Source organism: Streptomyces sp. NBC_01012, assembly GCF_045162755.1.
Taxonomy (GTDB): domain Bacteria; phylum Actinomycetota; class Actinomycetes; order Streptomycetales; family Streptomycetaceae; genus Streptomyces.
Genome location: NZ_CP108688.1, coordinates 6303522 through 6326562, shown reverse-complemented (window position 1 = coordinate 6326562; position 23041 = coordinate 6303522). Strand labels below are relative to the sequence as shown.

At 69.9% G+C, this 23041-nt stretch carries 18 protein-coding genes; 3 read left to right on the top strand and 15 right to left on the bottom strand.

Going from position 1 to position 23041, the window contains the following annotated elements:
• Positions 1-25: 25 nt before the first annotated feature.
• The 4 genes from fxsT to fxsA all read right to left on the bottom strand — a co-directional run bounded on the left by fxsT (position 26) and on the right by fxsA (position 7958).
• Complete coding sequence (fxsT, locus tag OG623_RS28460; RefSeq protein ID WP_406150349.1) at positions 26-3958, bottom strand: FxSxx-COOH system tetratricopeptide repeat protein; 3933 nt, start codon at positions 3956-3958, stop codon at positions 26-28.
• On the bottom strand, positions 3955-5256 hold the full coding sequence (gene fsxC, locus OG623_RS28455) for an FxsC protein (RefSeq protein ID WP_406150347.1): 1302 nt from the start codon (positions 5254-5256) through the stop codon (positions 3955-3957). Before fsxC ends, fxsT begins: the two co-directional genes overlap by 4 nt.
• 150 nt (positions 5257-5406) lie before the next feature.
• Positions 5407-7683 carry a radical SAM/SPASM protein FxsBH, inactivated beta-hydroxylase extension form gene (gene fxsBH / locus OG623_RS28450; RefSeq protein ID WP_406150346.1) on the bottom strand — a complete coding sequence of 759 codons (2277 nt, stop codon included), beginning with the start codon at positions 7681-7683 and terminating at the stop codon, positions 5407-5409.
• A gap of 110 nt (positions 7684-7793) precedes the next feature.
• Positions 7794-7958 carry an FxSxx-COOH cyclophane-containing RiPP peptide gene (fxsA, locus tag OG623_RS28445; protein WP_406150345.1) on the bottom strand — a complete coding sequence of 55 codons (165 nt, stop codon included), beginning with the start codon at positions 7956-7958 and terminating at the stop codon, positions 7794-7796.
• A gap of 242 nt (positions 7959-8200) precedes the next feature.
• On the opposite strand from fxsA, the gene OG623_RS28440 reads away from it, so the two are divergent.
• Complete coding sequence (locus OG623_RS28440; RefSeq protein ID WP_406150344.1) at positions 8201-9100, top strand: DUF4231 domain-containing protein; 900 nt, start codon at positions 8201-8203, stop codon at positions 9098-9100.
• A gap of 28 nt (positions 9101-9128) precedes the next feature.
• Here OG623_RS28440 and OG623_RS28435 read toward each other — a convergent pair whose 3' ends face one another.
• The 10 genes from OG623_RS28435 to OG623_RS28390 form a co-directional block, all read right to left on the bottom strand.
• Positions 9129-9608: a hypothetical protein gene (locus OG623_RS28435; RefSeq protein WP_406150342.1), complete on the bottom strand. Its 480-nt coding sequence runs from the start codon at positions 9606-9608 to the stop codon at positions 9129-9131.
• Between the two features lie 186 nt (positions 9609-9794).
• The gene (locus OG623_RS28430; protein ID WP_406150341.1) at positions 9795-10715 is read right to left on the bottom strand and encodes a S1 family peptidase; all 921 of its coding nucleotides are present in this window, start codon (positions 10713-10715) and stop codon (positions 9795-9797) included.
• A gap of 253 nt (positions 10716-10968) precedes the next feature.
• Positions 10969-11775 carry a DUF1684 domain-containing protein gene (locus OG623_RS28425; protein WP_406150339.1) on the bottom strand — a complete coding sequence of 269 codons (807 nt, stop codon included), beginning with the start codon at positions 11773-11775 and terminating at the stop codon, positions 10969-10971.
• Positions 11776-11779: 4 nt separating this feature from the next.
• Complete coding sequence (locus OG623_RS28420) at positions 11780-13060, bottom strand: NtaA/DmoA family FMN-dependent monooxygenase (RefSeq protein WP_406152033.1); 1281 nt, start codon at positions 13058-13060, stop codon at positions 11780-11782.
• Between the two features lie 17 nt (positions 13061-13077).
• Positions 13078-14154 carry an LLM class flavin-dependent oxidoreductase gene (locus OG623_RS28415; RefSeq protein ID WP_406150338.1) on the bottom strand — a complete coding sequence of 359 codons (1077 nt, stop codon included), beginning with the start codon at positions 14152-14154 and terminating at the stop codon, positions 13078-13080.
• A gap of 16 nt (positions 14155-14170) precedes the next feature.
• Positions 14171-15151 carry an ABC transporter substrate-binding protein gene (locus tag OG623_RS28410; RefSeq protein WP_406150337.1) on the bottom strand — a complete coding sequence of 327 codons (981 nt, stop codon included), beginning with the start codon at positions 15149-15151 and terminating at the stop codon, positions 14171-14173.
• Positions 15152-15195: 44 nt separating this feature from the next.
• Positions 15196-15948, bottom strand: coding sequence for an amino acid ABC transporter ATP-binding protein (locus OG623_RS28405; protein ID WP_406152031.1), 753 nt, complete (start codon positions 15946-15948; stop codon positions 15196-15198).
• 35 nt (positions 15949-15983) lie between these two features.
• Complete coding sequence (locus OG623_RS28400) at positions 15984-16886, bottom strand: amino acid ABC transporter permease (RefSeq protein WP_406150335.1); 903 nt, start codon at positions 16884-16886, stop codon at positions 15984-15986.
• Between the two features lie 54 nt (positions 16887-16940).
• Positions 16941-18782, bottom strand: coding sequence for an FAD/NAD(P)-binding protein (locus tag OG623_RS28395; protein ID WP_406150333.1), 1842 nt, complete (start codon positions 18780-18782; stop codon positions 16941-16943).
• Positions 18779-19645: an amino acid ABC transporter permease gene (locus OG623_RS28390; protein ID WP_406150332.1), complete on the bottom strand. Its 867-nt coding sequence runs from the start codon at positions 19643-19645 to the stop codon at positions 18779-18781. The genes OG623_RS28395 and OG623_RS28390 overlap by 4 nt, the downstream gene beginning before the upstream one ends.
• 450 nt (positions 19646-20095) lie before the next feature.
• Here OG623_RS28390 and OG623_RS28385 point away from each other — a divergent pair, with 450 nt between their 5' ends.
• Complete coding sequence (locus tag OG623_RS28385) at positions 20096-21037, top strand: ABC transporter substrate-binding protein (protein ID WP_406150331.1); 942 nt, start codon at positions 20096-20098, stop codon at positions 21035-21037.
• Between the two features lie 33 nt (positions 21038-21070).
• Here OG623_RS28385 and OG623_RS28380 read toward each other — a convergent pair whose 3' ends face one another.
• Entirely contained in the window at positions 21071-22309 is a 1239-nt protein-coding gene (locus OG623_RS28380; protein WP_406150329.1) for a DUF5685 family protein, read from the bottom strand.
• A 285-nt stretch (positions 22310-22594) separates the two neighbouring features.
• Between OG623_RS28380 and OG623_RS28375 the strand changes: the two genes are divergently transcribed.
• Complete coding sequence (locus tag OG623_RS28375; protein ID WP_406150328.1) at positions 22595-23035, top strand: cell division protein SepF; 441 nt, start codon at positions 22595-22597, stop codon at positions 23033-23035.
• Positions 23036-23041: the final 6 nt, after the last annotated feature.

Here is a 23041-nt window from a genome sequence, read left to right as displayed (position 1 = left end):
GCCCCGGGCCCCCGCATCACGGCCATCACACCGACATCGGCTCCAGCTCGCGCCAGAACCTGCGCTCGTCCCGCGCTATCCGGGTCAGCGGGTGTTCGTCGCCGAGCTGCCGTGCCAGCTCGTCGCCCGTCTCCGCCCGCAGCCTCAACGCCTCGTCCTCGCGTCCCATCGCGCCGAGTGTGACCGCGAGGTTCGACGTCATGGCCAGGGTCTCCGGGTGATGCGCTCCGAGTGCCTCCCTTAGCTGACCGGCGACCCGCCACTCCGTCTCCAGGGCGAGCTCCAGATCGCCCTGCCGTGCCGTCGCGTTCGCCAGGTTCATGACGGTGAACAGGGTGTTCGGGTGCTCGCGCCCGAACACCTCGCGCATCGAGGCGACCACCCGCGTCAGCAGCTTCTCCGCCTCGACCGGCGAGCCCGCCCCCGAGAGGTAGGCGCCCAGGTTGTTCTGCGCGGCCAGGGTGTAGGGATGGTGCTCCCCCGGCACGTTCCGGTACTGGTCGGCCACCTCCTGGGCGGTGTCCCTGGCCTCGACGGCCTCCCCCGCCGCGAACAGGTCCGCCGCCATGTTGAGGTCACAGGCCAGCGACTCGGGGTTGGCCGAGGTGTACTTGGCCCGGTACCTGGCCCGGGTGGCCACCGTCAGCCTCCGCGCGTCCTCCAGCTGCCCCGCCCTGCGCAGCGAGACCGCCAGGCTCTTGGCGGCGCTGAGCGTGGTGGGGTAGGTCCGGCCGAGGGTGGCCTTGAAGCTGTCGTACGTCCGGCTGAGCAGCCCCACCGAATCCTCGTACCGTCCGACCTCACGCAGGTCACGGGCCAGACACATGGCGGAGGACAGGCTGTACGGATGCTCCGGGCCCAGCACCTCGGACCGCAGGTCGTAGACGTCCTGGTCGATCTCCCTGGCGCGGGCGTACTGCCCGACGCTCCGCAGGTTCAAGGCCAGGTTGTTCGCGGCGGCCAGTGTCCTGGGGTGCCTGTCGTGGAAGATCTGGCTGAATCCCTCGTGTGCCGCGGTCGCCAGCTCGATCGCCTTGCCGTAGTCACCGAGCAGACCCAGGTCGATGGCCAGGCTGCTGGTGGTCATATAGGTGTGGGGGTGCTCGGGCCCCAGCACCTCACGCTGCTGGCTGAGGGTGAACTCGTCGAGCTCCTTGGCCTCCACGTACCGCCCCCTGGTACGCAGAATGTTGGACTGGTGGAAGCAGAGGTAGAGGTACTGCAGGTCGCGCTCCCCCAGCATCTCCCGCCAGGTCTCGCGGAGTTCGTCCCCGAGCCGGCCGGCCGTGCGGACGTCTCCGCGCTTCCACAGGTAGCGCACCCGGTCGATCAGCAGCCTGCGGGTCTCGGGCTCCTTGCAGTTGCGGGCGTCCGACGGCCCGAGGTGCGGCCAGATCGTGGCGAAGCGCGGCCAGGTCTCGGGGTTGTCGATCGGTTCGTCGTCGTCGGGCCTGGCACCCGCCAGGATGCGGTGGACGACATGCCTGGCCTCGCGCTGCTCCTCCTCGCTCAGCTGGGCCCTGATGACCGCCTGCACCAGGCGGTGCACCTGGATGGAGTTCGACACCTGGTCGACCTTGGCCAGGGCGAAGCGGCCGATCTCCCGGATGACCCGGCCCAGGACGAGCTTCTCCTGGAGCGAGGCGTCGTAGGGCTTCAGTGCCTCGATCATCTCCTTGCTGTAGAGGAGGTTCGCTGAGATCGGCTCGGGTGCGAAGAACGCACAGAGCTGGAGCAGCCGCACCGCGGCGGGCGAGCGCTCCTTGAGGCGTGCGATGGAGATGTTCCAGGTGGCCGCGACGGGTTCCGGGTAGCCGGCCGGCTGGTTCAGGGCGAGGACCTGGGGCGCCTGACGCGCCAGTTGTTCCAGGTACGCGCCGATGGGGGTGGCGGTCTCCGCGATCCAGGCCGCCGCCTGTTCGACCGCGAGCGGCAGGTCGCCCACCGCGGTCGCCACCTGCGCGGCGTCCTCCGTGCTGAGCCCGGGGGCCCGGCGTTGCAGATGCTCGATCGACTCCTCGCGCAGGAACACGTCCACGGGCAGCGCGTCGCCGTGCTGGGACCAGGACTGGTTCCTGGACGTGACGAGGATGTGGCCCGAGCCACCCTGCGGGAAATAGCGGCTGAGGCGTTCGGGATCGTCGGCGTTGTCGAAGACCAGCAGCCAGCGTTCCGACGGCACACCCCGCCGCAGCAGGTCCACGGCTTCCTGGGAGGCCGCCGCCATGTCGTCGCCGCCCTGGGCGCCGAGCCGTACGGCGAGTTCGGCGAGGCTGGCCACCACGTCGTCGACCTGCTCCGACGATATCCACCACACCAGGTCGTAGTCGGCCATGAAGCGGTGCACGTACTCCAGGGCCACCTGGGTCTTGCCCACACCGCCGAGCCCGTAGAGGGTCTGCGGTTGCGGCAGCACGACGGCCATGCCGCCGCCGAGCTGGTCGCGCATCCGCTCCAGGACCAGGGAGCGGCCGGTGAAACCGGGGTTGCGGGGCGGGGCGTTCCAGATCCTCGGCACGGTGCCGGGGAAACGGGGGCCGGGCGCCATCCCGTCGCCCAGCTGCACCGGCCGGTCCAGGGCGCGCATGAGGGCCGTGGTGGCATGTACCTCGTCCAGCCGGAACAGGTCGACCGGGTTGCGGTCGATGTACGGCGCGGAGAGCCTGACGTCGCTGACCCTGAGCGGCAGCAGCTGGCGCCGCCCGCCTCCGGGATCCTCCGAGACCGCCCTGTCCCACAGGTCCACTGCCCGCTGCGACTTGAGGTAGGCGCTGGAGAGCAGGACGACGGTGCGGGTGGCGGTCTCGGCCGCGTGCGCCGTGTCCTCGGGCCCCGGCTCGGCGGACACATCGCGCGGGACCACCCGGAAACCGGCCCGGGTGAGGACCGACTCGATCCAGTCGGCCCACATGCGATTCTCCGCCACATAGCTGAGGAAGAGATCGGCGGGCAGCGCGGGCCTGCGGCGCGTGAACGCGTCGCGGATACGCAGCCTGACCTCCTCGCCCACCGGGGGCATCGAGGTGACCTCCTGCTCGGTGACGACCGCGGTGAGGCGCTCGAAGGCGGACAGCAGCGAGTTGCTGAGACCGGCCTCGTCGCCGAAGGTGGCGAGGGTCTCCTCGTACGCGTAGTAGGGGCGGTAGGGGATCTCCACCGCGCCCCAGTAGGCGGTGAGTTCCTCACCCGACAGATCACGGGGCAGCCGGTCGAACTTCAGCCGGGCCAGCGCCCGCCCCGCGTCGGCCTTCTCCTTCTCGCCCTCGTCGATCCGCATGGGGACGGGGAAGATCGAGATGGGCCGGCCGGTGTAGCGCTCGGCGATCTGCCGGGCGACGGACGCGGCTCCGTCGATGGACTGGTCGCTGAGGGTGAAGCAGTCGACCAGCACGTCCGGGAGGTGGACGGTGCAGATGTCGGCGATGTCACTGAGACCGGTACGGCTGTCGATGAGGACGTAGTCGTAGTGGGCCTTCATGTCGTCCCGCAGGGCGTCGAAGAAGTGGCCGCCGCCGAGCCGGTCGTAGAAGTTGTCCCAGTCGAAGGTGGAGACGGTGGCCGAGTACTCGCGGTTCTGCCGTCCGGCGGACACGAAGTCGAGGGTGCCGCCCTTCGGGAACTCCCAGCCGAGCGTCTCGGGGGTGAGCGACACCGCGTGCGGCTGGATGCGGGCGTAGTCCTTGTGCCAGTCGTCGGCCCGCTGGGCGGGGTTGGTCGCGGCCCAGGCGTATTCGGTGATCAGGTCGATCACGCCGGTGGTGGCCCCGAGCGTCGCGGGGTCGAGGAAGGGGTGGAAGAAGCGGTGGAGTCCCGGGGCTTCCAGATCCCAGTCCACGGCCAGCACCCGCTTGCCGTTGGCGGCGAGGATCCAGGCGGTGTTGGCCAGGGCCATGGTGCGCCCCGTGCCGCCCTTGTACGAGTAGAAAGTGACGACGCGCCCGTCACGACCGGCTGTCATACGTCCTCCGCATCCGTCGCAGGGTCGTGCATGTCGGGTATGAACTGGGTGTTGCCCATCGGCCCCATCAGCCGCGTCCGCTCGCTGTGCCGCCCACCGGCCGGTGGGTAGGCGGTGGCATGCCTCAGATACTGCTGGGCAGCCGCCTCGACCACCTGGGGCAGGATCTGGCCGAACGCCTCCATGCTGGGGACCCCCTTGGCCGCGACACGGCAGAAGGCCCGCCCCTGGCGCATCTTGACCGGCATCGTCCGCTCCAGTGTCTCGGTCAGTTCGGCCTCGGCCGCCCTGCTCTGGGGGTCCTCCCTGCACCACGGGACGACCATGGTCACCCAGGGTCTGTTCTCCCCGTCGAAGGCGGCCAGCCGACGTCTCAGGTCCTCGTCCCGCAGGGCCCAGCGGTCGACGAGGAGGATCTCGGGGGTGCTGGGCGACTGCTTGCCCTCCCGCTGTCCGGGCTCCTCGTCGAAGGAGGTGATGACGGCCTGGTAGTTGAGGGAGCGCACCAGCTCCTCGGCCATGTAGGCCAACGGCCGTGCGGCGGCCGGGTGGTAGGGGTTCCACTCCTGCGGGCTGTCGCCGTAGTAGTCCGGGTTCCGGCCGTCCGGCAGATCGTGGCGGGTGGGTGCGGCGATGGTGATCCGCATGGGCCTCGGCGCACCCGCGCCGCTGCCCGGCGCGCCGAAGGCACTGGGGGCGAGGCGGAAGTCGAGGGGCCTGCCCGAACCGATCTGCACGGTGTCGGCGACATGGACGATGCGTTTGGCGAGCTGGTAGACGGCCTGCTCGTAGTCCTGGGCGAACAGGGTGAGCTTGATCAGCCCGTAGAGCCCGTCGCTGACGTAACGGTCACCGAAATCCCGGTGGTTGAACTGCAACCGCTCGGCAGGACCCGGGAGCTGGCTCGGCGGCACCGGCACCCAGAGCGCGGGCACGATCGCCTCGGCCGGCTGGTCCAGACGGGCACGGTGATGAATGGCGCGCTGCTCGAAGGCGTACCACTCCTTGCCGCACATCTCGCTGGCGAAGTACCGCGGCGAGAACAGGGGTACGAAGACGCGGCAGTTGGCGAGCACACTGCCGAGCCGCTCGGACCAGCCCTCACCCGAGCGTATCTCCCGGTCCATGAAGCCGGCCGGCGATCCCGCGGGAAGATTGGTCAGGGCCATCACATGACCGCAGAGATCCTGGAATAACCGTTCGACCCACATGTCCGGGTCCGATCCACCGCCGTACCCCGGTGTATGCGCGTAGCTCAGAAAAAAGTACGGCCGATGGTCCGCTCGCTGTTGCGTCATGCGTGCACACGACCCCCGTCCTGTGTGAGCACCCGCTTCCCATGACTGTGGAGAGGATGCGAGCGAATTCATCATTCCGGAGCGGACTGTGCTCCACCCCCATGACGTTCGGTCATTCAACGCCGCTTTTCAGTCATCCCTACCCAGGAATCATCGAGCAGGTTCATGATCCAGGGGATTCATGAGGGCGTTCATCCCACTTGTCCCATGCACACCTCCCATTTCCTCCCGAAGCGACCTCAGCAGCCGTGTTCCTCCGACCGTGGGCTCCGCCGCCCTCTCCATCATGTCGAGTGCTTCCGGCACCCCGTCCGTGAATCCGGGAACGAGGAAGGAAAGCCCCACTCGTTCGAACGTATCGGCCAGCAGCCCCGAAAACGAGACCGCCCTATTCCGCTCCCAGGGCAGCCGATACTCCCAAGATCCGTCCAGCGCGTAAAGATCCGTGACGTCCAGGAGGGCCCGCAGCCTGGTCCGCCGCAGAGAGCGCAGCAAGGCCAGGGCGAGCTCCTCGGTGTCCTGCGTCATCATGAGCCCGACGGCCCCGTGGCCGTGCGGCCGCCTCGTGTTCCGGCCGGCGACGAGCGGGGTCAGCGTGGTCAGACTCTCCGCGGCATCCACCGCCTGCTGGGGCGCGGCCTGTTCCAGCAGTTTCCACGCCCGGCCGACCGCGTCGGACCAGGCCTCCGCCTCCGCCCGGTCGAGCCGTGGCGCGGCCGGAGCCTCGAAGCAGTCCCGGTAGGGGTCGAGGTCGTCGAGGGCGAACAGAGCGGTGCCTCCCGCGGTGACATGCCGCACCGGCAGCCAGTCGGGGCCCTCCGCCCCTTCGGGGACGAACTGTTCACCGCCCCCGTCCCGCCGGACCGAGAACCCGTCACCGACAGCACGCACCCGGACCCGGCCCGACTCTCCCGGCCCGGCGACCCGCAGCTCGCCGAGCGTCGGGAGGAACAGCCTGCCGTCCCGGTGGTCGGCGGACACCTCGATGTCGAGGCCCGAACGCACCGCTGCGGCCGCCACGTACGACGGGAGCCGCAGCGCACGGGCGACGGCCTCGGGCCGCCCTGCGTGCAGCCCTTCGAGGGCGTCGAGCAGCCAGGTGCGCGTGTAGGGATGGGTCACGACCCGGTCGAGGCCGGCGGCACCCTCAGGGGAGGACTCGAGAACGCCCGCGAGCTCCCACGCCTCGTCCCACCGCGCACCGCCCCGGCCGCCCAGCGCCTCGTGGAGGCCGGCGAGGAGCGTACGGGTCAGGTCGTGCTGCTCGGCGGCGAGTTCGCTCCGCCCGGTCACGGCGGGGGACACGGTGGTCGCGCTGGTGCGCGCCTGGATCCCCCGCACCAGCGCCTCCAGGTCGGCGCAGTAGACGGACGGGTTGTCGAAGTCGTTCGCCGAGCGGTACCGGTGGGTGTAGAGCCCTCCGCCGCAGGACCGTACGACGGGGCAGCGGCGGCAGGTCTCGCTGACACCTGCCAGCCCGAGCTGCCGTGCCCGGACCCCGGGATGGGCGGCCACGTCGTCGAAGGAGTGCGAGAACACGTCGAACCCGGTGGCTGCCGCGCCCTCGTAGGCGCTCTTGAGGGAGTCGACCTGTTCCAGCTGACCGTCCGTCTCGACGACGACAAGGTCCGTGGGGGCCAGCCCGAGGGACTCGGTGAGACTGGGGCCGCCGCTCAGCGTGGAGAGCACCGAGGAGAACAGGCGCACCGGTACCTGGCCGCCCTGCTCCTGCCAGCGGTCGAAGACCGCGAGGAGCCACTCGGCGTAGGCCGTGGGTGATCCGTCGGGGCGGGGCGGCGGCTCGTCCCAAGTGGCGTGCGGGAGGAGGAAGTCGATGAGCGGGGGGTCGAGCGCGACCAGCGCGTCGAGCACCGCGTGCGGGTCGTTCTCGATGTCGACGGTGCACAACAGCCCGAGATTGAGATGGCGGTAGCGCTCCTGCCTGAGCAGCTCGACCGCCTTCAGCACGAGGGGGTGGCTGCTGCGTCCGTCGGCGAAACGCCGGTGCCGGTCGTTGGCCGCACGGTCGCCGTCGAGGGAGATACCCACCTTGACGTCGAACTCGTCGAAGAGGTCCAGGTAACGGGGGCTGAGCTGGAGGCCGTTGGTATGGATCCGGAGGTCGAGATCGGCGATGCCCGACAGGGCCCTGCCGAACTCCTCACAGACGCGCCGCAGTCGGGCGGGGCCTGCCAGTAGAGGTTCCCCTCCGTGCAGGATCACTGACACGGAGGGCAGTGCGTGTGTCTTGGCGTGCTCAGCGAGACGCTGAGCCGTCCTGGAGATGACCTGATCAGAAACGGTCTTCGGCCGGGTTCTCCAGCTCTGATCAGCATGTTCGTAGACATAGCAATGATCGCAGGAGAGGTCACACCTGCTGTGAACCTTCAGAACGATTTCGCGGAACGGGACCGCGGGGCCTGTCATTCCACCACTCTAGTCCAGCCGGGCCGTGAATACGGCCGATGGTCCCAGCAGCTGACCGGCCGAACGGGTGGAATTCCTACAGCTTTACGGCACCGACAGCCCCGCCCTTGCTACAGCGAGGAGTTGAATGTCGAGATCTGGGTCGGGCGACCGCCTGTCGTCGCGAGCACGCGGCCGATCTTCCTGGCTGCTGCACTGCCGGATGCGTCGATCTTCGCAAGAGGCAGACGACGCTTCGCGACAGCGAAGTTCGGGGTGGAATCGTAGGTCTTCACGGCCGTCCTTGATGGGCTCGTTCCGGACACGGAATCAGCACCGGCACCTGCACCATTGCAGTGTCCGGCGGCACGACTTTACTCTCATGACCCTGGTGTGCAACTCGACTCGTACAGCCGTAACCCGAGCGATTTGCGGAACTACTCCAAATGGACCGGAACCCATTCACGCAAGAGCCGGGGTGACCACTACATCGAATACAGGGGTGAACATGGCGGCGATTCCCGGACCACTGCGGAGCATGGTCTTCAGGAGCGCTGATCTGCCCGCACTCTTCCACCACACCGACGCGGTCGCCGTCGCACGCCGGCGTGAGGCGGTCAACACCACCCGCGGCCAGCTCGCCCTGCTCGTGCTCGGCACCGTGCCCGCCGCGCTGCCCTGGCGGGTCGAGGTCGGGTCCGGCTTCCAACTCCTCGATGGTATCGCGGTGTTGGCCTACCTGGGTGTCCTGATCACGACCTATCTCGCCTCCCGCCGCAAAGCAAAGTCGCATTGGCAACTCAACCGCTCCGCAGCGGAGTTCATCAAGTCCAACTGCTGGCGCTACGCGGTCCACGGCTCCCCCTTCGACTCGGCCGTCCAGCACCCCGAGGCGGTGTTCGCCAGCCGGCTGGAGGAGGGGCTCCAGGAGTTGCGGAAAGTCGGGTGGGACGATCCGCGGGAGGAGCTGGAGGACTCGGGCGGCGGCCTCATCACCGCTTCCATGCGGGAGTTACGGGACAAGGCGTTCACCGTGCGCAAGGAGACCTACATCAGGGACCGGCTGATCGAGCAGCGGCGCTGGTACCGCAGGCGCAGGCTGGTGTCCCGGCGTGGGGCGCTCGTCTGGTCCAGCACCATCGCCGCGCTCACGCTCCCGGCGCTGGTCCTCGCCGTGCTGCGGACCTTCGGCGACGCCGGGTCGTTCGCGCTCACCGGGACGTTCTCCGCCGCGGCGGCCGCCTGCCTCGCCTGGAACGAGATGCGCCGTCATCATCCGCTGGTGACCGCGCACTCCCTGGTCGAGGACGACCTGGAGAGCATGCAGGCCGCGATGGAGACCGGTCTCACCGAGCGGCAGTGGGCCGCCGCTGTCTTCGAGACCGAGCGGATCGTCTCCCCGGAGCACACGGACTGGCTGGTCAGACACCGGATGTGAGCAATGCGTGGGCGCCGGGGGCGCGGGCTCAGCCGCGCTCCACGCCCTCGCACCAGATGACCGTGACCGGCCGTCCGAGGCTGCGGGCGTACGTCACGATGTCGCCGGTGCCTCCGAGGCCCCGGGCGGGCAGGCCGTCCCAGACCGCGAGCAGCCGGTCGCAGTGGTCGGCGATGTAGGCGCCCGCCGCGTAGTAGGCCTCGTCGGTGGAGTACGGGTAGTCGAGCCGGATCTCGCGGGCGGCCCTGGCCCTGAGGGCCTCGTAGCGCGCGAGTTCCGCGTCGTCGGCGAAGCCCTGTTCGTAGTCCCCGCTGGGGATGACCACGGTCAGCTCCGCGCCGTGCGCCAGTGCGAGGTCGGCGAAGAGCTGGTCTGCGCCGACCGCCAGGCTGGAGAGCACGTCGAGGGAGCCCTCGTGTCCGCACAGCGCCGCCCTCAGCCCCTCCCGCACCTGCTCCTGCGCCGCCTGGGGAATGGAGCGGTGACCGGTCACTCCGATGCGTTTCACGGACCTGGAACCCCCTGGTGTCTGCGGGGGCCTCCGGGAGGCATCCCTCCGGACCGCTCAGCGTCCGCCCCCCGTGGTACCTCTGCGACCGACCGTCCTGACATCTTCTCAACAACCGTGGGCCCAACGGGAGCCCCCGCCGGGCTCGGGCGGGGGCTCACGGGAGTGCGGCCGTGCGGGGCGGGGTCAGAACACGCTGACGCCGTACGCGCTCAGTGCTTCGGTGACCGGCTGGAAGTAGGTCGTCCCGCCGGACGAGCAGTCGCCGCTGCCGCCGGAGGTGAGACCGATCGCCTGGTCGCCCGAGTAGAGCGGGCCGCCCGAGTCCCCGGGTTCGGCGCACACATTGGTGCGGATCAGCCCGTACACCACTTCGCCGTTGCCGTAGTTGACCGTGGCGTCGAGGCTGGTGACGGTGCCGCTGTGGATGCCGGTGGTGGAGCCCCGCCGGGTGACGGCCATACCGATGGTGGCCTGGGCCGCGCCGGTGATGTCCTGGTCGCCGACGGTGCCGGACTTGGTGACCGAGGGGTCGGTGTAGCGGACGATGCCGAAGTCGTCGCCAGGGAAGCTCGACCCCGAGGTCGTGCCCAGCACCGCGTTCCCGGCCGAGTCGGACCACCAGGTGCCGGCGCCGTCCGTGCAGTGACCGGCCGTCAGGAAGTAGTAGGTGTCGCCGCTGCGGACGTTGAAGCCGAGGGAGCAGCGCCAGCTGGATGCATACACGGCGTCGCCGCCCGAGATGAGCTTGCTGAACCTTCCGGGGGTGCGTTCGATGCGCAGGGCTCCCGCGTCGGCGCCCGCGGACTCCTTGATCCTGTCGATCTCCGTCTGCGGGACAGTGCTGTCAGCGGTGACGACGAGGCGTCCGGTCGCCGGGTCGACGTTCCAGGCGGTGCCCGCGACATCGGCGTCGAGCACGGCTTCTCCCACCGCCTTGAGCTGGTCCGCGCCGTAGGTTCCGGCTGTCCCTGTCTGGTCGGCGACGGCGGCGGGGGCGGTGAGTGCGGCGACGGCGGCGAGGCCCGCGGTGACGGCCGCGATCCGGCTGCGTCTCGCCGGGCCGCGGCTGCGGGGGGCCGTGGTGTCGGTGCGCTTGATCCTCACTTGTCATTCCTCCCGAGGGGAATCGGGGGCCCGCCTGTGGGGTGGCAGGGCCCGTGAGGCGCGGTCATGGAGCACGGCGTCGTTCCGGAAAGTGTGCGCATTCCGGATGTGTCGCATTCCTGACGGGCGCTGTTCGGGAGTATCGGGGTGCGCCGAACGGCCGCGCAAGGGTGCCTTTTCGGACGCGGCGGCGCAGGTGGCGCAGGTGGATCAGGCTGCGCAGGCGGCGCCCCCGCGTCCGGAACTGGCGGCCTCAGCCGTCGATACGGTTCCGTTCCCCCGCCGGGACCGCCACCGTCAGGGTGTTGCCCGGCGGCGGGAAGGGGCAGATGAAGTGGTCGGCGAAGGCGCACGGCGGCAGCAGGGTGCGGTTGAAGTCGATCCGTACCCCGCCCTCGCCGTCGGGTACCCCCGGCCGCAGGAAGCGGAAGCGGTAGCTGCCCTTCCCGCTGGTGGTGTCGGCGAAGACGGCCCAGAGCGAACCGTCGGGCTCGACCGCCACCTGGAGGGTGTGCCCGGTGCCGTCCAGGGTGAAGGCGATCTCGCCCGAGAGTCCCAGCCCCCGCTCGCGCCCGTCGGCGTTCTCGACGCGGATGCTCCGGTCGGAGTCGTACGGCCGGAAGGTGCCGTCCAGCGACCACTTCGGGTCGTACGGCGTGGCGTCGATCGTCCGGAACGCCTGCCTGGCCGGGGACTGCGGGTCGAAGTCCCGCACCGCCCAGAGGCCTTCCCTGCTCAGCACGGTCAGCCGGCGCTCGCCCTGCGCCACCCGGGAGCTGTCGATGGGCCCCCGGTCGGCGCCGAGGCGGACCTCGCCGGCCAGTGGCTTCCCGTCGACGGTCAGCCCGTCCTCGGGGCCGGCGATGAGCAGCACCTCGCCGTCCTCCTCGCGCCACAGTCCGGGTACGGCCGGGATTCGGCCCTCCGGGTGCTCGGCGAGCCAGTGCGTACCCGTGAGGGAGAGCGGGCCGTGCGGCGCGGCCACGGCGACGATGCGCCGCTCGTGCCAGCGCTGCCAGGCGTGGAACTCCTCGCTGTTCTGCTGTGCGTCCGTGCTCATGCGGTCAACTTTTCCACACCGGCCGGGGCAGACCGAGGTGCGACCTCAGCGTGGAGCCCGTGTATTCGGAGCGGAAGACTCCGCGTTCCTGGAGGAGCGGGACGACCCGGTCGACGAAGCCGTCGAGACCGCCGGGGGTGAGATGGGGTACGAGAATGAAACCGTCGGCGGCATCGGTGGCGACGAACTTCTCCAGTTCGGCGGCGACCGTCGCCGGGGAACCGATGAAGGACTGCCTGGCCGTGGACTCGATGGCCGTCTGACGGATGGACAGCCCCTTGGCCGCGGAGAGCGCCCGCCACCGCGCGGCGGCGGCCAGCGGGTCAGCGACCCGGACCCGCCCCTGGACCAGGGTCGATGCGGGATCGGGATCGATGTCGGGGAGGGGCCCGTCGGGGTCGTACGAGGAGAGGTCGCGGCCCCAGATCTGTTCGAGCGCGAGGATCGCGTTCTGCGGGGACACCTGCTGGTGACGGATCTCCGCGGCGTTCTCCTGGGCCTCGGCGTCGGTGTCGCCGATGACGACGGTGACCCCCGGCATGATCTTCAGGTCGCCCGGCTGCCTGCCGTACTTCGCGAGGCGCCCCTTGATGTCGGCGTAGAACTGCCGGCCGGCCTCCAGGGTCCCGTGCCGGGTGAAGATGACGTCGGCCGCGGATGCGGCGAACTCGCGGCCCTCGTCGGAGTCCCCTGCCTGGATGACGACGGGGTGCCCCTGCGGCGAGCGCGGGACGGTGAACTCACCGGAGATGTCGAAGTGCCGCCCCGAGTGTGTGAACGGCCGCGATGTGCCGTCCGGGTTCCAGGAGTCCCACAACTCCCGTGCGGTGGCGACGAATTCGGCTGCCCTGGTGTACCGGTCGGCCCGGTCCAGATAGCCGCCCCTGCGGAAGTTCTCGCCGGTGAAGGCGTCGGACGAGGTCACCACGTTCCATGCGGCCCGCCCGTCGCTGAGGTGGTCGAGCGTCGCGAGACGCCGGGCGAGTTCGTACGGTTCGTTGAAGGTGGCGTTGACCGTGGCGGCCAGTCCCAGCCGGTCGGTGAGGGCGGCCAGGGCGTTCAGTACGGTGAGCGATTCGGGACGGCCGACCACGTCCAGGTCGTGGATGAGGCCGTTGTGCTCGCGCAGCCGCAGCCCTTCCGCGAGGAAGAAGAAGTCGAACTTCCCGCGCTCGGCGGTCCTGGCCAGGTGCTCGAAGGAGGTGAAGTCGATCTGGCTGCGGGAGCGTGGATCCGCCCACACGGTGGTGCTGTTGACGCCCGGGAAGTGGGCGGCGAGGTGCATCTGCTTCGGCGTCTGTGTCATGAGCTCTCCCCTGAGGTCCTCGCGAGCGCGTAGCGGTTGGCGGGCCTGCCGAGCCCGAGGTGCTCGCGGAGTGTGCCGCCCGGGTAGAAGGTGCGGAACAGGCTGCGGTGCTGGAGCAGCGCCACCGTTCCGTTGACGATCCTCTCCAGGTCACGCTCGGGTGTGATGGGGGTGAGGTGGAAGCCGTCCACGGCCCCGCCCCGGTGCCACCGGGCGATGAGATCGGCGAGGTCCACCGGGCCGCCCCTGAAGTACGTCCCCCGCCCGGCCAGCGGCGGACCGCTCTCGAGGCCGGGTTCGGGTGTCTTCTCGGCGTCCCCGAGGTCGACGGTGAGGGTGACCAGGACGCGCAGGCCGTCGGGGTCCCGGCCGTGGGCCGCGGCGCTGCGGCGCAGGTCCTCGCGGAAGGAGGCCGCCTGTTCGGGAGAGGTGGCCCGTACGTGGACGACGTCGGCGTGGCGTGCGGCGGTCTCCTGGGCGGGGCCGCTCGTGCCGTCGATGACGGTGACGGGCCTGCCCTGCGGGGGCCGGGGCACGATGGCCGGGCCGCGGACGGAGAAGGTGCTGCCCTCGAAGTCGATGTAGTGGAGCTTGTCCCGGTCGATGAAGCGGCCGGTGGCGACGTCCCGGATCTCCGCGTCGTCCTCCCAGCTGTCCCACAGCCTGGCCCCGGCGTCGGCGACTTCGCCCGCCTCCTGCCAGAGGGCGGCGCCGGGTGCGGCCCGGCGCCGGCCGAAGAGCCGGGCCTCGGCCTCGGTCGTCGACACATCGGCCTGCCAGCCGGCCCTGCCCTTGCTGACCCAGTCGAGGGTGGCGACGGCGGAGGAGACGTGGAAGGGCTCGGTGTGGGTGGTGGTGACGGTCGGTACGAGACCGATGCGTGTGGTGGCCGGGGCGACCCTGGCCAGCACGGCGAGCGCGTCGGGTCCTGGGCGGTTGAAGGAATCGCTCAGGGTGACGTAGTCGAGCGTGCCCTCCTCGGCGAGGCGGGCGAGCGCGACGTGGGAGCCGGCGTCGTAGCGCGGCGGGCCGCCGATCTCGGCGGCGAGATGGAGTGGCCTGGTGGCGGACATGCGGGACCTCTCGGGGTCAGTTCTCGGTCTTGGGGAGTCCGGGCGGGTTGATCTCCGACTTCTTCACGGCCTCGTCGGACAGGCCCCAGCGCTTCAACACCTCGGCGTACGAGCAGTCCTCGATGATGTGGTCGATCGCGGCGCCGTACGCCTCGACCAGGCCGCTGTCCTTCCTGGTGGTGGCGGCGATCTTCCCCTGGATGCCCTCGCCTCCGCCGGAGAGCGTGCCGACCACCTCGGACTGGCCGGCCGTGGCCACGTGGTAGTTGGCGGAGGGGCTCGGGCCGAGGTAGGCGTCGATGCGGCCGGACTGGAGGGCGATGTAGTAGTCGGTGATGTTCTGGAAGTACTTGATCTCCACAGGCTTCCGACCGGCCTTGACGTTCTCCTCGCTCCAGTCGACGAGGATCTTCTCCTGGTTGGTGCCGGAGGAGACGGCGATGGTCTTCCCCGCCACGTCGGCCGGTCCCTTCACCTTCCAGCCGGAGCCCTTCTTCGCCTCGAAGGCGATGTTGTCCAGACGGTAGGTGGCGAAGTCGTACTTCTCCTTGCGCTCCTCGGTCACGGTGACGTTGGACAGGACCGCGTCGAACTTGGAGCTGTCGAGGCCGACGAAGAGGTTCTCCCAGGAGACCTGCTCGGACACCGGCTTCAGGCCGAGCGTGTCGGCGATGAGGATCGCCAGGTCGATGTCGGCGCCGATCCGCGTCTTGTCGTCCGTCGCGTAGAAGCCGAGTGGCGGTGAGCTGTCGGCGCTCTGGCCGAGCCGTAGCGTGCCGCGCTTGCGGATGGCGGCCGGCACCTGGGCCGCCACGGCGTCCACCTTCTTGCCTCTGATCCGGTGCTGGTCGGGGCCGATGTTGATGCCGGGGTCGGAGTCCTTCTGTCCCTTGGCCCGGATCACGTCCTCGGAGCCGTCGCTCGTGCCGCAGGCGGTGAGCAGCCCGGCGGCGGTGAGGGTGGCGAGGGCGACGGTGAGGGTACGGCTGACGGACACGTGACTGCTCCTTGGCTGCCGGGACATGGGCTGCGGGGACATGGTCAGAGGACCTTGGAGAGGAAGGCGCGGGTGCGCTCCTGGACCGGGCGGTCGAGTACGTCGGCGGGCGTGCCCTGTTCGACGATCCGGCCCTCGTCCATGAAGACGACGGTGTCGGCGACCTCGCGGGCGAAGCCGATCTCGTGCGTGACGACGATCATCGTGGTGCCCCCGTCGGCCAGGTCCTTGATGACGTCGAGGACTTCGCCGACGAGCTCGGGGTCGAGCGCCGATGTCGGCTCGTCGAAGAGCAGCAGCTTCGGCTCCAGGGCGAGGGCGCGGGCGATGGCGACGCGCTGCTGCTGCCCGCCGGAGAGCTGCTTGGGGTAGGTCCCGGCCTTGTCGGCGAGGCCGACCCGGGCAAGGAGCTTCTCGGCCGCGGCGACCGCGGCCCTGCGCGGGTGGCCGAGCGCCGAGACGGGAGCCTCGATGACGTTTTCGAGGACGGTGAGGTGCGGGAAGAGGTTGAAGTTCTGGAAGACGAAGCCGATCGCGGTGCGCTGGCGCAGGACTTCGCGCTCGCGCAGCTCGTAGAGCTTGTTCCCGGACCTCCGGTAGCCGACGAGGGTGCCGTCGACGCTGATCCAGCCCCGGTCGACCTTCTCCAGGTGGTTGATGGTGCGCAGCAGGGTGGACTTGCCCGATCCTGAGGGGCCGATGACGACGGTGACCTCGCCGGCCCGCACCGACAGGTCGATGCCGCGGAGCACTTCGAGCGGGCCGAAGCTCTTGTGGACGGAGCGGATCTCGACCATGGCCTCGGGTCCGGCGGATTCCAGCGTGGGTGCGCTCATCGCACGGCCCCCTTGGCGTAGTGACGTTCGACGTAGTACTGGAGGACGGAGAGCACGCTGGTCAGCAGGATGTACCAGGCCGTGGCGACCATGAGCAGCGGCACCACCCGGCCGTTGCGGCCGTAGACGACCTGGACCTGGTAGAAGAGCTCGCCGATCGCCATCACGGAGACGATCGAGGTGCCCTTGAAGAGGGAGATGATCTCGTTGGCGGCGTTCGGCAGGATGGAGCGCATCGCCTGCGGCAGCACGATGCGGCGCAGCTGCCGCAGCCGTGGGATGCCGAGCGCGGCGGCCGCTTCCGACTGGCCGCTGTCCACGGCGAGGATGCCGCCCCTGACGATCTCCGCCGCGTACGCGGCCTGGTGCAGGGCGAGTCCGAGTACGGCGGCGCTCATCGCGCCGACGAGGTTCATCGTGTCGAAGGAGAAGAATCCCGGCCCGAACGGGATGCCGAAGCGGAGCTCCTTGTAGAGGTAGGCGAGGTTGAACCAGAACAGCAGCTGGACGATGAGCGGTATCGAGCGGAACGCCCAGATGTAGGCGTAGGAGACCGCCTTGAGGAAGGGGCTGTGGGACATCCGCATGAAGGCCAGGACGATGCCGAGCGCGAAGCCGATCACCGTGCCGTAGAAGGTCAGCTGGAGGGTGATCCAGACGGCGTGGAGGATCGTCTCGGTGGTGATGAAGCGGGCGAAGATGTCCCATTCCCAGCCGGGGTTGGTGACCAGGCCGTTCAGGAACTGGGCGAGCAGCACGGCTGTGGTCACGACGGCCACCCAGCGCCAGGGGTGGCGCAGGGGGACGACCTTCAGGGCCGCGTGGTCGTCGGCGGCCCTCGCATCGGCCGGACCGGTCTCGGCCGGTGGGCGGACGGGTGGATCGCTGGTCAGCGACATGACGGGGGTTCCTTCTGCGACAGCGGTACGAACATACGAACAAGGGGGCCGTGCTCACGCGGTGAGGCGGTCCCGACAGGAGAGGTCGCGCAGGAACGCGAGGGCCGCGCGGGCGGTGACGTCGTTCTGCCGGAAGGCCGCGCCGCCGGTGCGCGGCCGGGTGAAGGCACCGCTGTTGCGCGCGGTGGTGTAGGGGCCGAGTGCGAAGCGGCGCGGGTGCGGGCGGCCCTCGGTGTCCAGGATCCGGCTGTCTCCCGGGTCGACCGAGAGCAGTCCGGTGTCGGTGCCGGCCGCCCCGTCCTCGTACAGCGCGCTCAGCAGCGCGCTGCGGGTCCTGCGCAGCGAGGGGTCGGGCAGCCGGGCCTCGACCAGGGCGCGGGCTTCGGTGGACGCGCCGGGCACGGTGGTGCTGCGGGCGCGGAAGACGCCCTGTTCCTCGTCGGACTCGACGGTCATGCCGGCGCCGAGGAAGCGGACGACACCGGCTTCGGAGAGTGCGAGGAGCTGGCGCAGCCGGGGCCCGGGAGGCCCGGAGGCCAGGTGGTTGAAGAAGCCGTGCCAGCGTGGGCCGATGTCGCCGATGCTGATGAGCTGTCCGTAGACGGAGAGCAGTCCGAGGAACACGGCGAGGTCGGAGCTGTGCGCGGGGTCGTGCCGGCGTTCGATGTCGGCGGTGATGTGGGCGCGCAGCGTGTCCTGGAGCGAGTCGTACGAGTCGTGGCGTACCCCGTCGAGCGGCTGGTCGAGGGCGTCGAGGTCGAGCCGGTCGGCCGGGTCGGGGACGGCCGATGCGACGAGCGCGGCGAGTTCCGGGCTGCCGGGCTCGGCTACGGCGTACTTCTCCTCGAAGTCGCCCAGGTCCACGGTGGTGCGCTCGGGGTGGGCGGTGAAGAGCCGGTGGTAGTGGGCGTGGCCCAACTCCTTGGCGATCAGCGGCCACAGATCGCGCCGGTAGTCCACGGGGCCCGGCCTCTTCAGGATCTCCTGAACCTGGTCGGCACCGAAGTGGCGTGGCAGGGGCGGCCGTTCGCCCTGCCAGGAGTAGCCGATCTTGGAGTGGTACGGGACGCCTCGCCGCGATCCGACGTACAGGACGGGCTCCCTGCCGGAGGGGATGTAGACCCCGTCCTCGTACCGTCCGCCGCGGCCCTCGGTGAGCAGCACCATCAGATCGATGAAGGCGAGACCGAAGCCGCGTACGAGCACGGCTTCCCCCGCGGGCACGGCGGACAGGTCGGTGTCCGCGGTGAAGTCAGGCGGCAGGTGGACCAGCCCGTGACGGGCGGCGAAGGCAGCCAACTCCTGTTGTTCGGGCTCGGGTTCGGAGTCGAGGTGGCCGACGGTGAGGACGACGAGGTCGGCGGCGAGCGGTTCGGCGCGTCCCTGGATGTGTATCCGCTGCCTGCCGCCGCGGGGCCCGGAGACGCGCAGGGCGTGGCCGGTGTGTTCATGCACGGTGATGCCTGGCGGGAGGGCCGCGACGGCCTTCTCGTAGACCCAGCGCAGATAGGCGCTCTGCAGCCGCCGGCTGGGGAAGCCCTGGCCCCGAAGGCCGTGGATCTCCGCCAGGACCTCGGGGTCGGCGGTGACGGTGGCCCGCCCCTCGCGGACGTCGGCCGCCCAGGTGTGCAGCGCGGGGCCCGGGTTCACGGGGCCGTCCAGCTGAACGGTGTCGTCGGTGAACATGGTGACGTCCTCGGCCATGGAGTTCATCCAGAGCAGCGGGGACTGTTCCTGCCGCCAGATCCGGCCGCCACCCGGCGGGTACGGGTCGACGATGTGGATGTCCAGGGTCCGGTCGCCGTACAGCTCGGCGGCGTTGACGGCTATGCGTTCGATGACGCCGGTGCCACGGGGCCCGCCGCCTATGACGACGAGCGTCGGGGTGTCGCTCATCTGGCACCTGCCGTGCCGCGTGCGTAGTGGCGTTCCACGTAGTGCTGGCCGATGGACAGCAGCGAGGTGATCACGACGTACCAGAGGGTGGCGACCAGCAGGAGCGGGATGACCTCGTAGGTGCGGTGGTAGACGAGCTGCGCGGAGTACAGCAGGTCCTGCACGGCGATGATGCTGACGATCGAGGTGCCCTTCAACGTGCCGATCAGCATGTTCCCGGCGGGCGGCACGATGGAGCGCATGGCCTGGGGCAGCACGATCCGCCGGAGCCGGCGCCAGGGTCCGAGGCCGAGCGACTGGGCCGCTTCCAGCTGTCCGCGCTCGACGGACAGGATGCCGCCGCGGACCACTTCGGCGGCGTACGCGGCCTCGTGGAGCGTGAGGCCGATGACGGCGACGGCGATCGGGCTGAGGAGGTTGACCGTGTCGACGCCGAGGATCTGCGGATAGAGAGCGCCGATGTTGAACCAGAAGAGCAGCTGGACCAGGATCGGGGTCGACCTGAACAGCCAGACGTAACCCCAGCTCACGGCCTGGAGAACCCGGTTGTCCGAGAGCCGGAACACCGCGAGCAGGGTGCCGAGCGCGAAGCCGAGCACCATGACGAGGCCGGTGAGCCACAGGGTGAGGCCGAGGCCGCGCAGCACGGAGTCGGTCGTGAGGTACGCGCCGACGACGTCCCACTGGAAGGCGTCGTTACGGACGACGGACACCAGGGCTCCGGCGAGGAGGAGCAGGACGACAACGGCCGCCGCCCACTGGCCGGTTCGGCGTACGGGGACGATGCGAGGGGCGTCGTCCCCGGCAGGTTCGCGCGGCGGGACGGGAGGTGACGGGGTGTGGAATTCGGTCTGCGCGGACATACGAAGGCTCCGTGGATGCAGAGATCGAACACGGGGCGTGCCTTCAACGCGACATACGACGTGGACCGGGCCCCTCAGCGCCGGTCCGCCTCCGAGAAAAGCGCCGGACGGTGCGGTTGTCAAGCTTGTCCACAGTGTGAGCCGTAGATCTCACTTCGGTTGACGTGTCACCGGATGACTGTTCCACTTGCTCCATGTATTCGCAGCTGTGGCTGGTCACTCGCTCCCACATCGACTTCGGTCGCGTGTGGTCCTGCTCCTGTTGAGCTGACGCCCTGCGTTTCCCTTTCTCCCGCTCGCGCCCTTGCCGGCGCTTGAGCGGCTTTCCCTGCGTTCCTTCGCGTACTCGACGTCGCTCGGCCCTCCCCTCGTAACAGCTGCTCTCCCGCCCCGACGCTCCGTGCTGCCCAGGCACCGGAGCGGGGTCGACGAATCCGGAGAAACTCCGTCATGCCCCGAACCAGGCAGACCGCTGCCTTCGCGCTGATCACCGTGACCGCTCTCGCGCTCGGCGCCTGCGGGTCGGGCGACCCCGCGACCTCCGCGGCCGGTGCGGGATCCGCGGAGCAGGGGAAGATCCCGACGACCGACGTGGTCTCGTCGGTGAAGAAGAACGAGGACGCGGCGAAGCTGCTGCCCGCGAAGGTGCGCACCGCCGGCACCCTGACGATCGCGGCCGCCGCCGGCTCGCCTCCCAGCGGTGCCGCCTATCTGGAGGACGGGAAGACGCTCGCGGGGGTGGACGTCGACTTCGCGGACGCGGTGGCCAAGGCGCTCGGGCTGAAGCCGAAGCGGGAGGTCGCCGCCTTCGAGGCGATCCTTCCCGCACTCGGCAGCGGCAAGTACGACCTGGGCACGGGCAATTTCGGGGTGACGGACGAGCGCAGGAAGACCATCGACTTCGTCACCTACATCAACGACGGTCAGGGCTTCGCCGTCCGTGACGACAGCGACCTGAAGAAGGTCACCGACCTCACGCAGCTCTGCGGCCTGACCGTCGCCACCGGTGCGGGGACGACCTTCGAGGCGACCCTGGACGACAACGATCAGCTGTGCGAGGACGCGGGCAGGAAGCCGTACGAGGTCAAGACGTACGCCGATCCGTCCGCCGTCTGGATCTCGCTCCAGCAGGGCCGCAGCGACATCGTGATGAACACGATCAACGGGCTGCGCTACGGCGTGGCCCAGCTGAAGGGGCTGCGCTTCCTCAACGAGTACAAGCGCCTCGATGTCGGCTTCGTCTTCAAGAAGGGCACCCCGCTGGCACCGGCCTTCCAGGCCGCGGTCAACGGCCTCAAGGCCGACGGGACCTACGACCGCATCCTGAAGAAGTGGGGCACCACCGGGTCCGCGATCGAGACCTCGCAGATCTCACCGCCCGAGATCAAGTGAGCCGTCATCGGGGTGCGGCTGCTTGACGTCCCGTCAGCAGTCGCATCCGCAGCCGTCACAGCAGTCGCAGCAATTGCTGCAACAGTTGCAGCCCTCGCCGCATCCTTCACAGCAGTCGCAGCAGTCGCAGCAGTCGCACTTGTGGCAGAGCCCTTCGCGCGCCTGGCCGCTCCACGGGTCGTTGAAGCTGCTCGCACAGCACATCTGACAGGTGCAGGCGAGTCCGGCCCAGACGAGACAGCCCGCGATGAGGCCACGCCGGTTGCGGGGCGGCTCGGGCGGCAGCGGCGGACCGGGAGGGCCGTACGGGCCGCCGGGCGTCGGTGCGTACGGATTCCCGGGCGGCGGGCCGAAGGACCCCGATGGCTGCCCGTCCTGCCGGTGCGAGCAGGACGCGGCCCCGAAGGCGCGGTCCACGGAACGCCGCAGCTCGTGCACCAGGAGCACATGGGCGAGCGCGCTGTCGGTGAATTCCGCGTCCCGCATCGCCAGGCGCACACCGTGCAGCGCGTCGTCGCACAGCCGGCGGGCCTCGGAGAGCGGGGTGCCGGTCGCGGTGAGCGGGTTCCAGGCACCCGACGCGGCGTCAGCCTCGCGGTCCTCCACGGCATCCAGCAGATGGGCGAGCCGTCCGAAGAGCCGGCCCGCCTCGGCGAGCGGCTCCGCGTTCTGCGGAGCGCCCGCGAGTACGGCGGTGTGCGCGAAGGCCGCGGCCGTCGCCGTCTCGGTGGGCTCGGTGACGGCGAGCAGCGGGGTGCCGGGTCCGGCGAGCGACTCGATTCCGGTCTGCCGGTCGACGGCGTCGACCAGCACCGCCGTGTCGAAGCCGAGCTCCGCGCCGGTGCGCGCCCCCGCCCTGTCCCAGCCCGCGGCGACCCGGCGGGCAGCGGCGGCCACGGGGCGCCGCTTCAACAACCCGTCCCGGTCGGCCACATGGTCGCGCACCTTCGCGGACGCCAGCACGAGCGACACGGCGGCGGCGAGCTGCGCACCCTCACCGCGGGCGACCGGCGCCGTCCGCATGGAGCGCAGCGGACAGGGGCCCGCGGTGCGCCGCTGCCCCGCGGTGCGCTCGGACTGAGCCTCCGTCAGGACCGAGATGATCAGGCCGTCGTAGTTCGTCACGACCCGGGCGAACTGTCCATGGTCCGCGCGAAGGGCGAGACAGAGCCCGCAGAGATGAGCCATCCACTCCGCCTTGAGCCCTTCGGACAGCCGATGGGTACACGGCCTCACGATTCCGAACACGACGATCCCCCGGTAGGCGTTCATACGACGAGCCGCGCTCGTACTCCTGCGTGGCTCGCATCGTATCGAGCGGTCCGTTCACCCGTACGCCCCCCATGTCACCCGGACGGACGGGTGCATCATATTTTCCTTCCGCAAGCCCCCCTATGTGGTACGAACCCTGACGAATCGCCACATGTTCTGCACCAGTAACGTCACGAATCGCCTGTGCGGCGCCAATCCCCTTGGCGCTGTATCCGCATCATGGACGACCATAGGGATAGGAAAGAGATAGCGAAGACCAACGAACCGCGGTGAGAGGAGGCGTCCATGGGATCGGTGCGCAAGGCGAGCGCCTGGCTGGGCCTCGTGGAGGACAACGACGAGCGGTACTACGACGACGAGTACTCCGAGGATGCGGAGACCGGCACGAATCAGCCATGGGTGACGGACCCCCGCGTGCGGGTCGCCTCCGAGAAGGCCGAGGACAAGGGCCGCCGGATCGCCACCGTCACCCCGGACAGCTTCCGGGACGCGCGCGCCATCGGCGAGCTCTTCCGGGACGGTGTGCCGGTGATCGTCAACCTCACGGCGATGGACCCCGGCGACGCCAAGCGCGTCGTCGACTTCGCCGCGGGACTGATCTTCGGCCTGCACGGCTCGATCGACCGTGTGGCGACCCGGGTCTTCCTGCTGTCCCCCGCCCACACCCACGTGGTCAACGGCGAAGCCGTCGGCCGGCCGGCCGACGGCTTCTTCAACCAGAGCTGAGCGAGG

What these genes read in the sequence shown, in the direction of transcription:
- fxsT (WP_406150349.1), bottom strand. Translation starts at nt 3,958, where the DNA reads ATGACAGCCGGTCGTGACGGGCGCGTCGTCACTTTCTACTCGTACAAG.
- fsxC (WP_406150347.1), bottom strand. Translation starts at nt 5,256, where the DNA reads ATGACGCAACAGCGAGCGGACCATCGGCCGTACTTTTTTCTGAGCTAC.
- fxsBH (WP_406150346.1), bottom strand. Translation starts at nt 7,683, where the DNA reads ATGACAGGCCCCGCGGTCCCGTTCCGCGAAATCGTTCTGAAGGTTCAC.
- OG623_RS28440 (WP_406150344.1), top strand. Translation starts at nt 8,201, where the DNA reads ATGGTCTTCAGGAGCGCTGATCTGCCCGCACTCTTCCACCACACCGAC.
- OG623_RS28425 (WP_406150339.1), bottom strand. Translation starts at nt 11,775, where the DNA reads ATGAGCACGGACGCACAGCAGAACAGCGAGGAGTTCCACGCCTGGCAG.
- OG623_RS28420 (WP_406152033.1), bottom strand. Translation starts at nt 13,060, where the DNA reads ATGCACCTCGCCGCCCACTTCCCGGGCGTCAACAGCACCACCGTGTGG.
- OG623_RS28415 (WP_406150338.1), bottom strand. Translation starts at nt 14,154, where the DNA reads ATGTCCGCCACCAGGCCACTCCATCTCGCCGCCGAGATCGGCGGCCCG.
- OG623_RS28405 (WP_406152031.1), bottom strand. Translation starts at nt 15,948, where the DNA reads ATGGTCGAGATCCGCTCCGTCCACAAGAGCTTCGGCCCGCTCGAAGTG.
- OG623_RS28400 (WP_406150335.1), bottom strand. Translation starts at nt 16,886, where the DNA reads ATGTCGCTGACCAGCGATCCACCCGTCCGCCCACCGGCCGAGACCGGT.
- OG623_RS28395 (WP_406150333.1), bottom strand. Translation starts at nt 18,782, where the DNA reads ATGAGCGACACCCCGACGCTCGTCGTCATAGGCGGCGGGCCCCGTGGC.
- OG623_RS28390 (WP_406150332.1), bottom strand. Translation starts at nt 19,645, where the DNA reads ATGTCCGCGCAGACCGAATTCCACACCCCGTCACCTCCCGTCCCGCCG.
- OG623_RS28385 (WP_406150331.1), top strand. Translation starts at nt 20,096, where the DNA reads ATGCCCCGAACCAGGCAGACCGCTGCCTTCGCGCTGATCACCGTGACC.
- OG623_RS28380 (WP_406150329.1), bottom strand. Translation starts at nt 22,309, where the DNA reads ATGAACGCCTACCGGGGGATCGTCGTGTTCGGAATCGTGAGGCCGTGT.
- OG623_RS28375 (WP_406150328.1), top strand. Translation starts at nt 22,595, where the DNA reads ATGGGATCGGTGCGCAAGGCGAGCGCCTGGCTGGGCCTCGTGGAGGAC.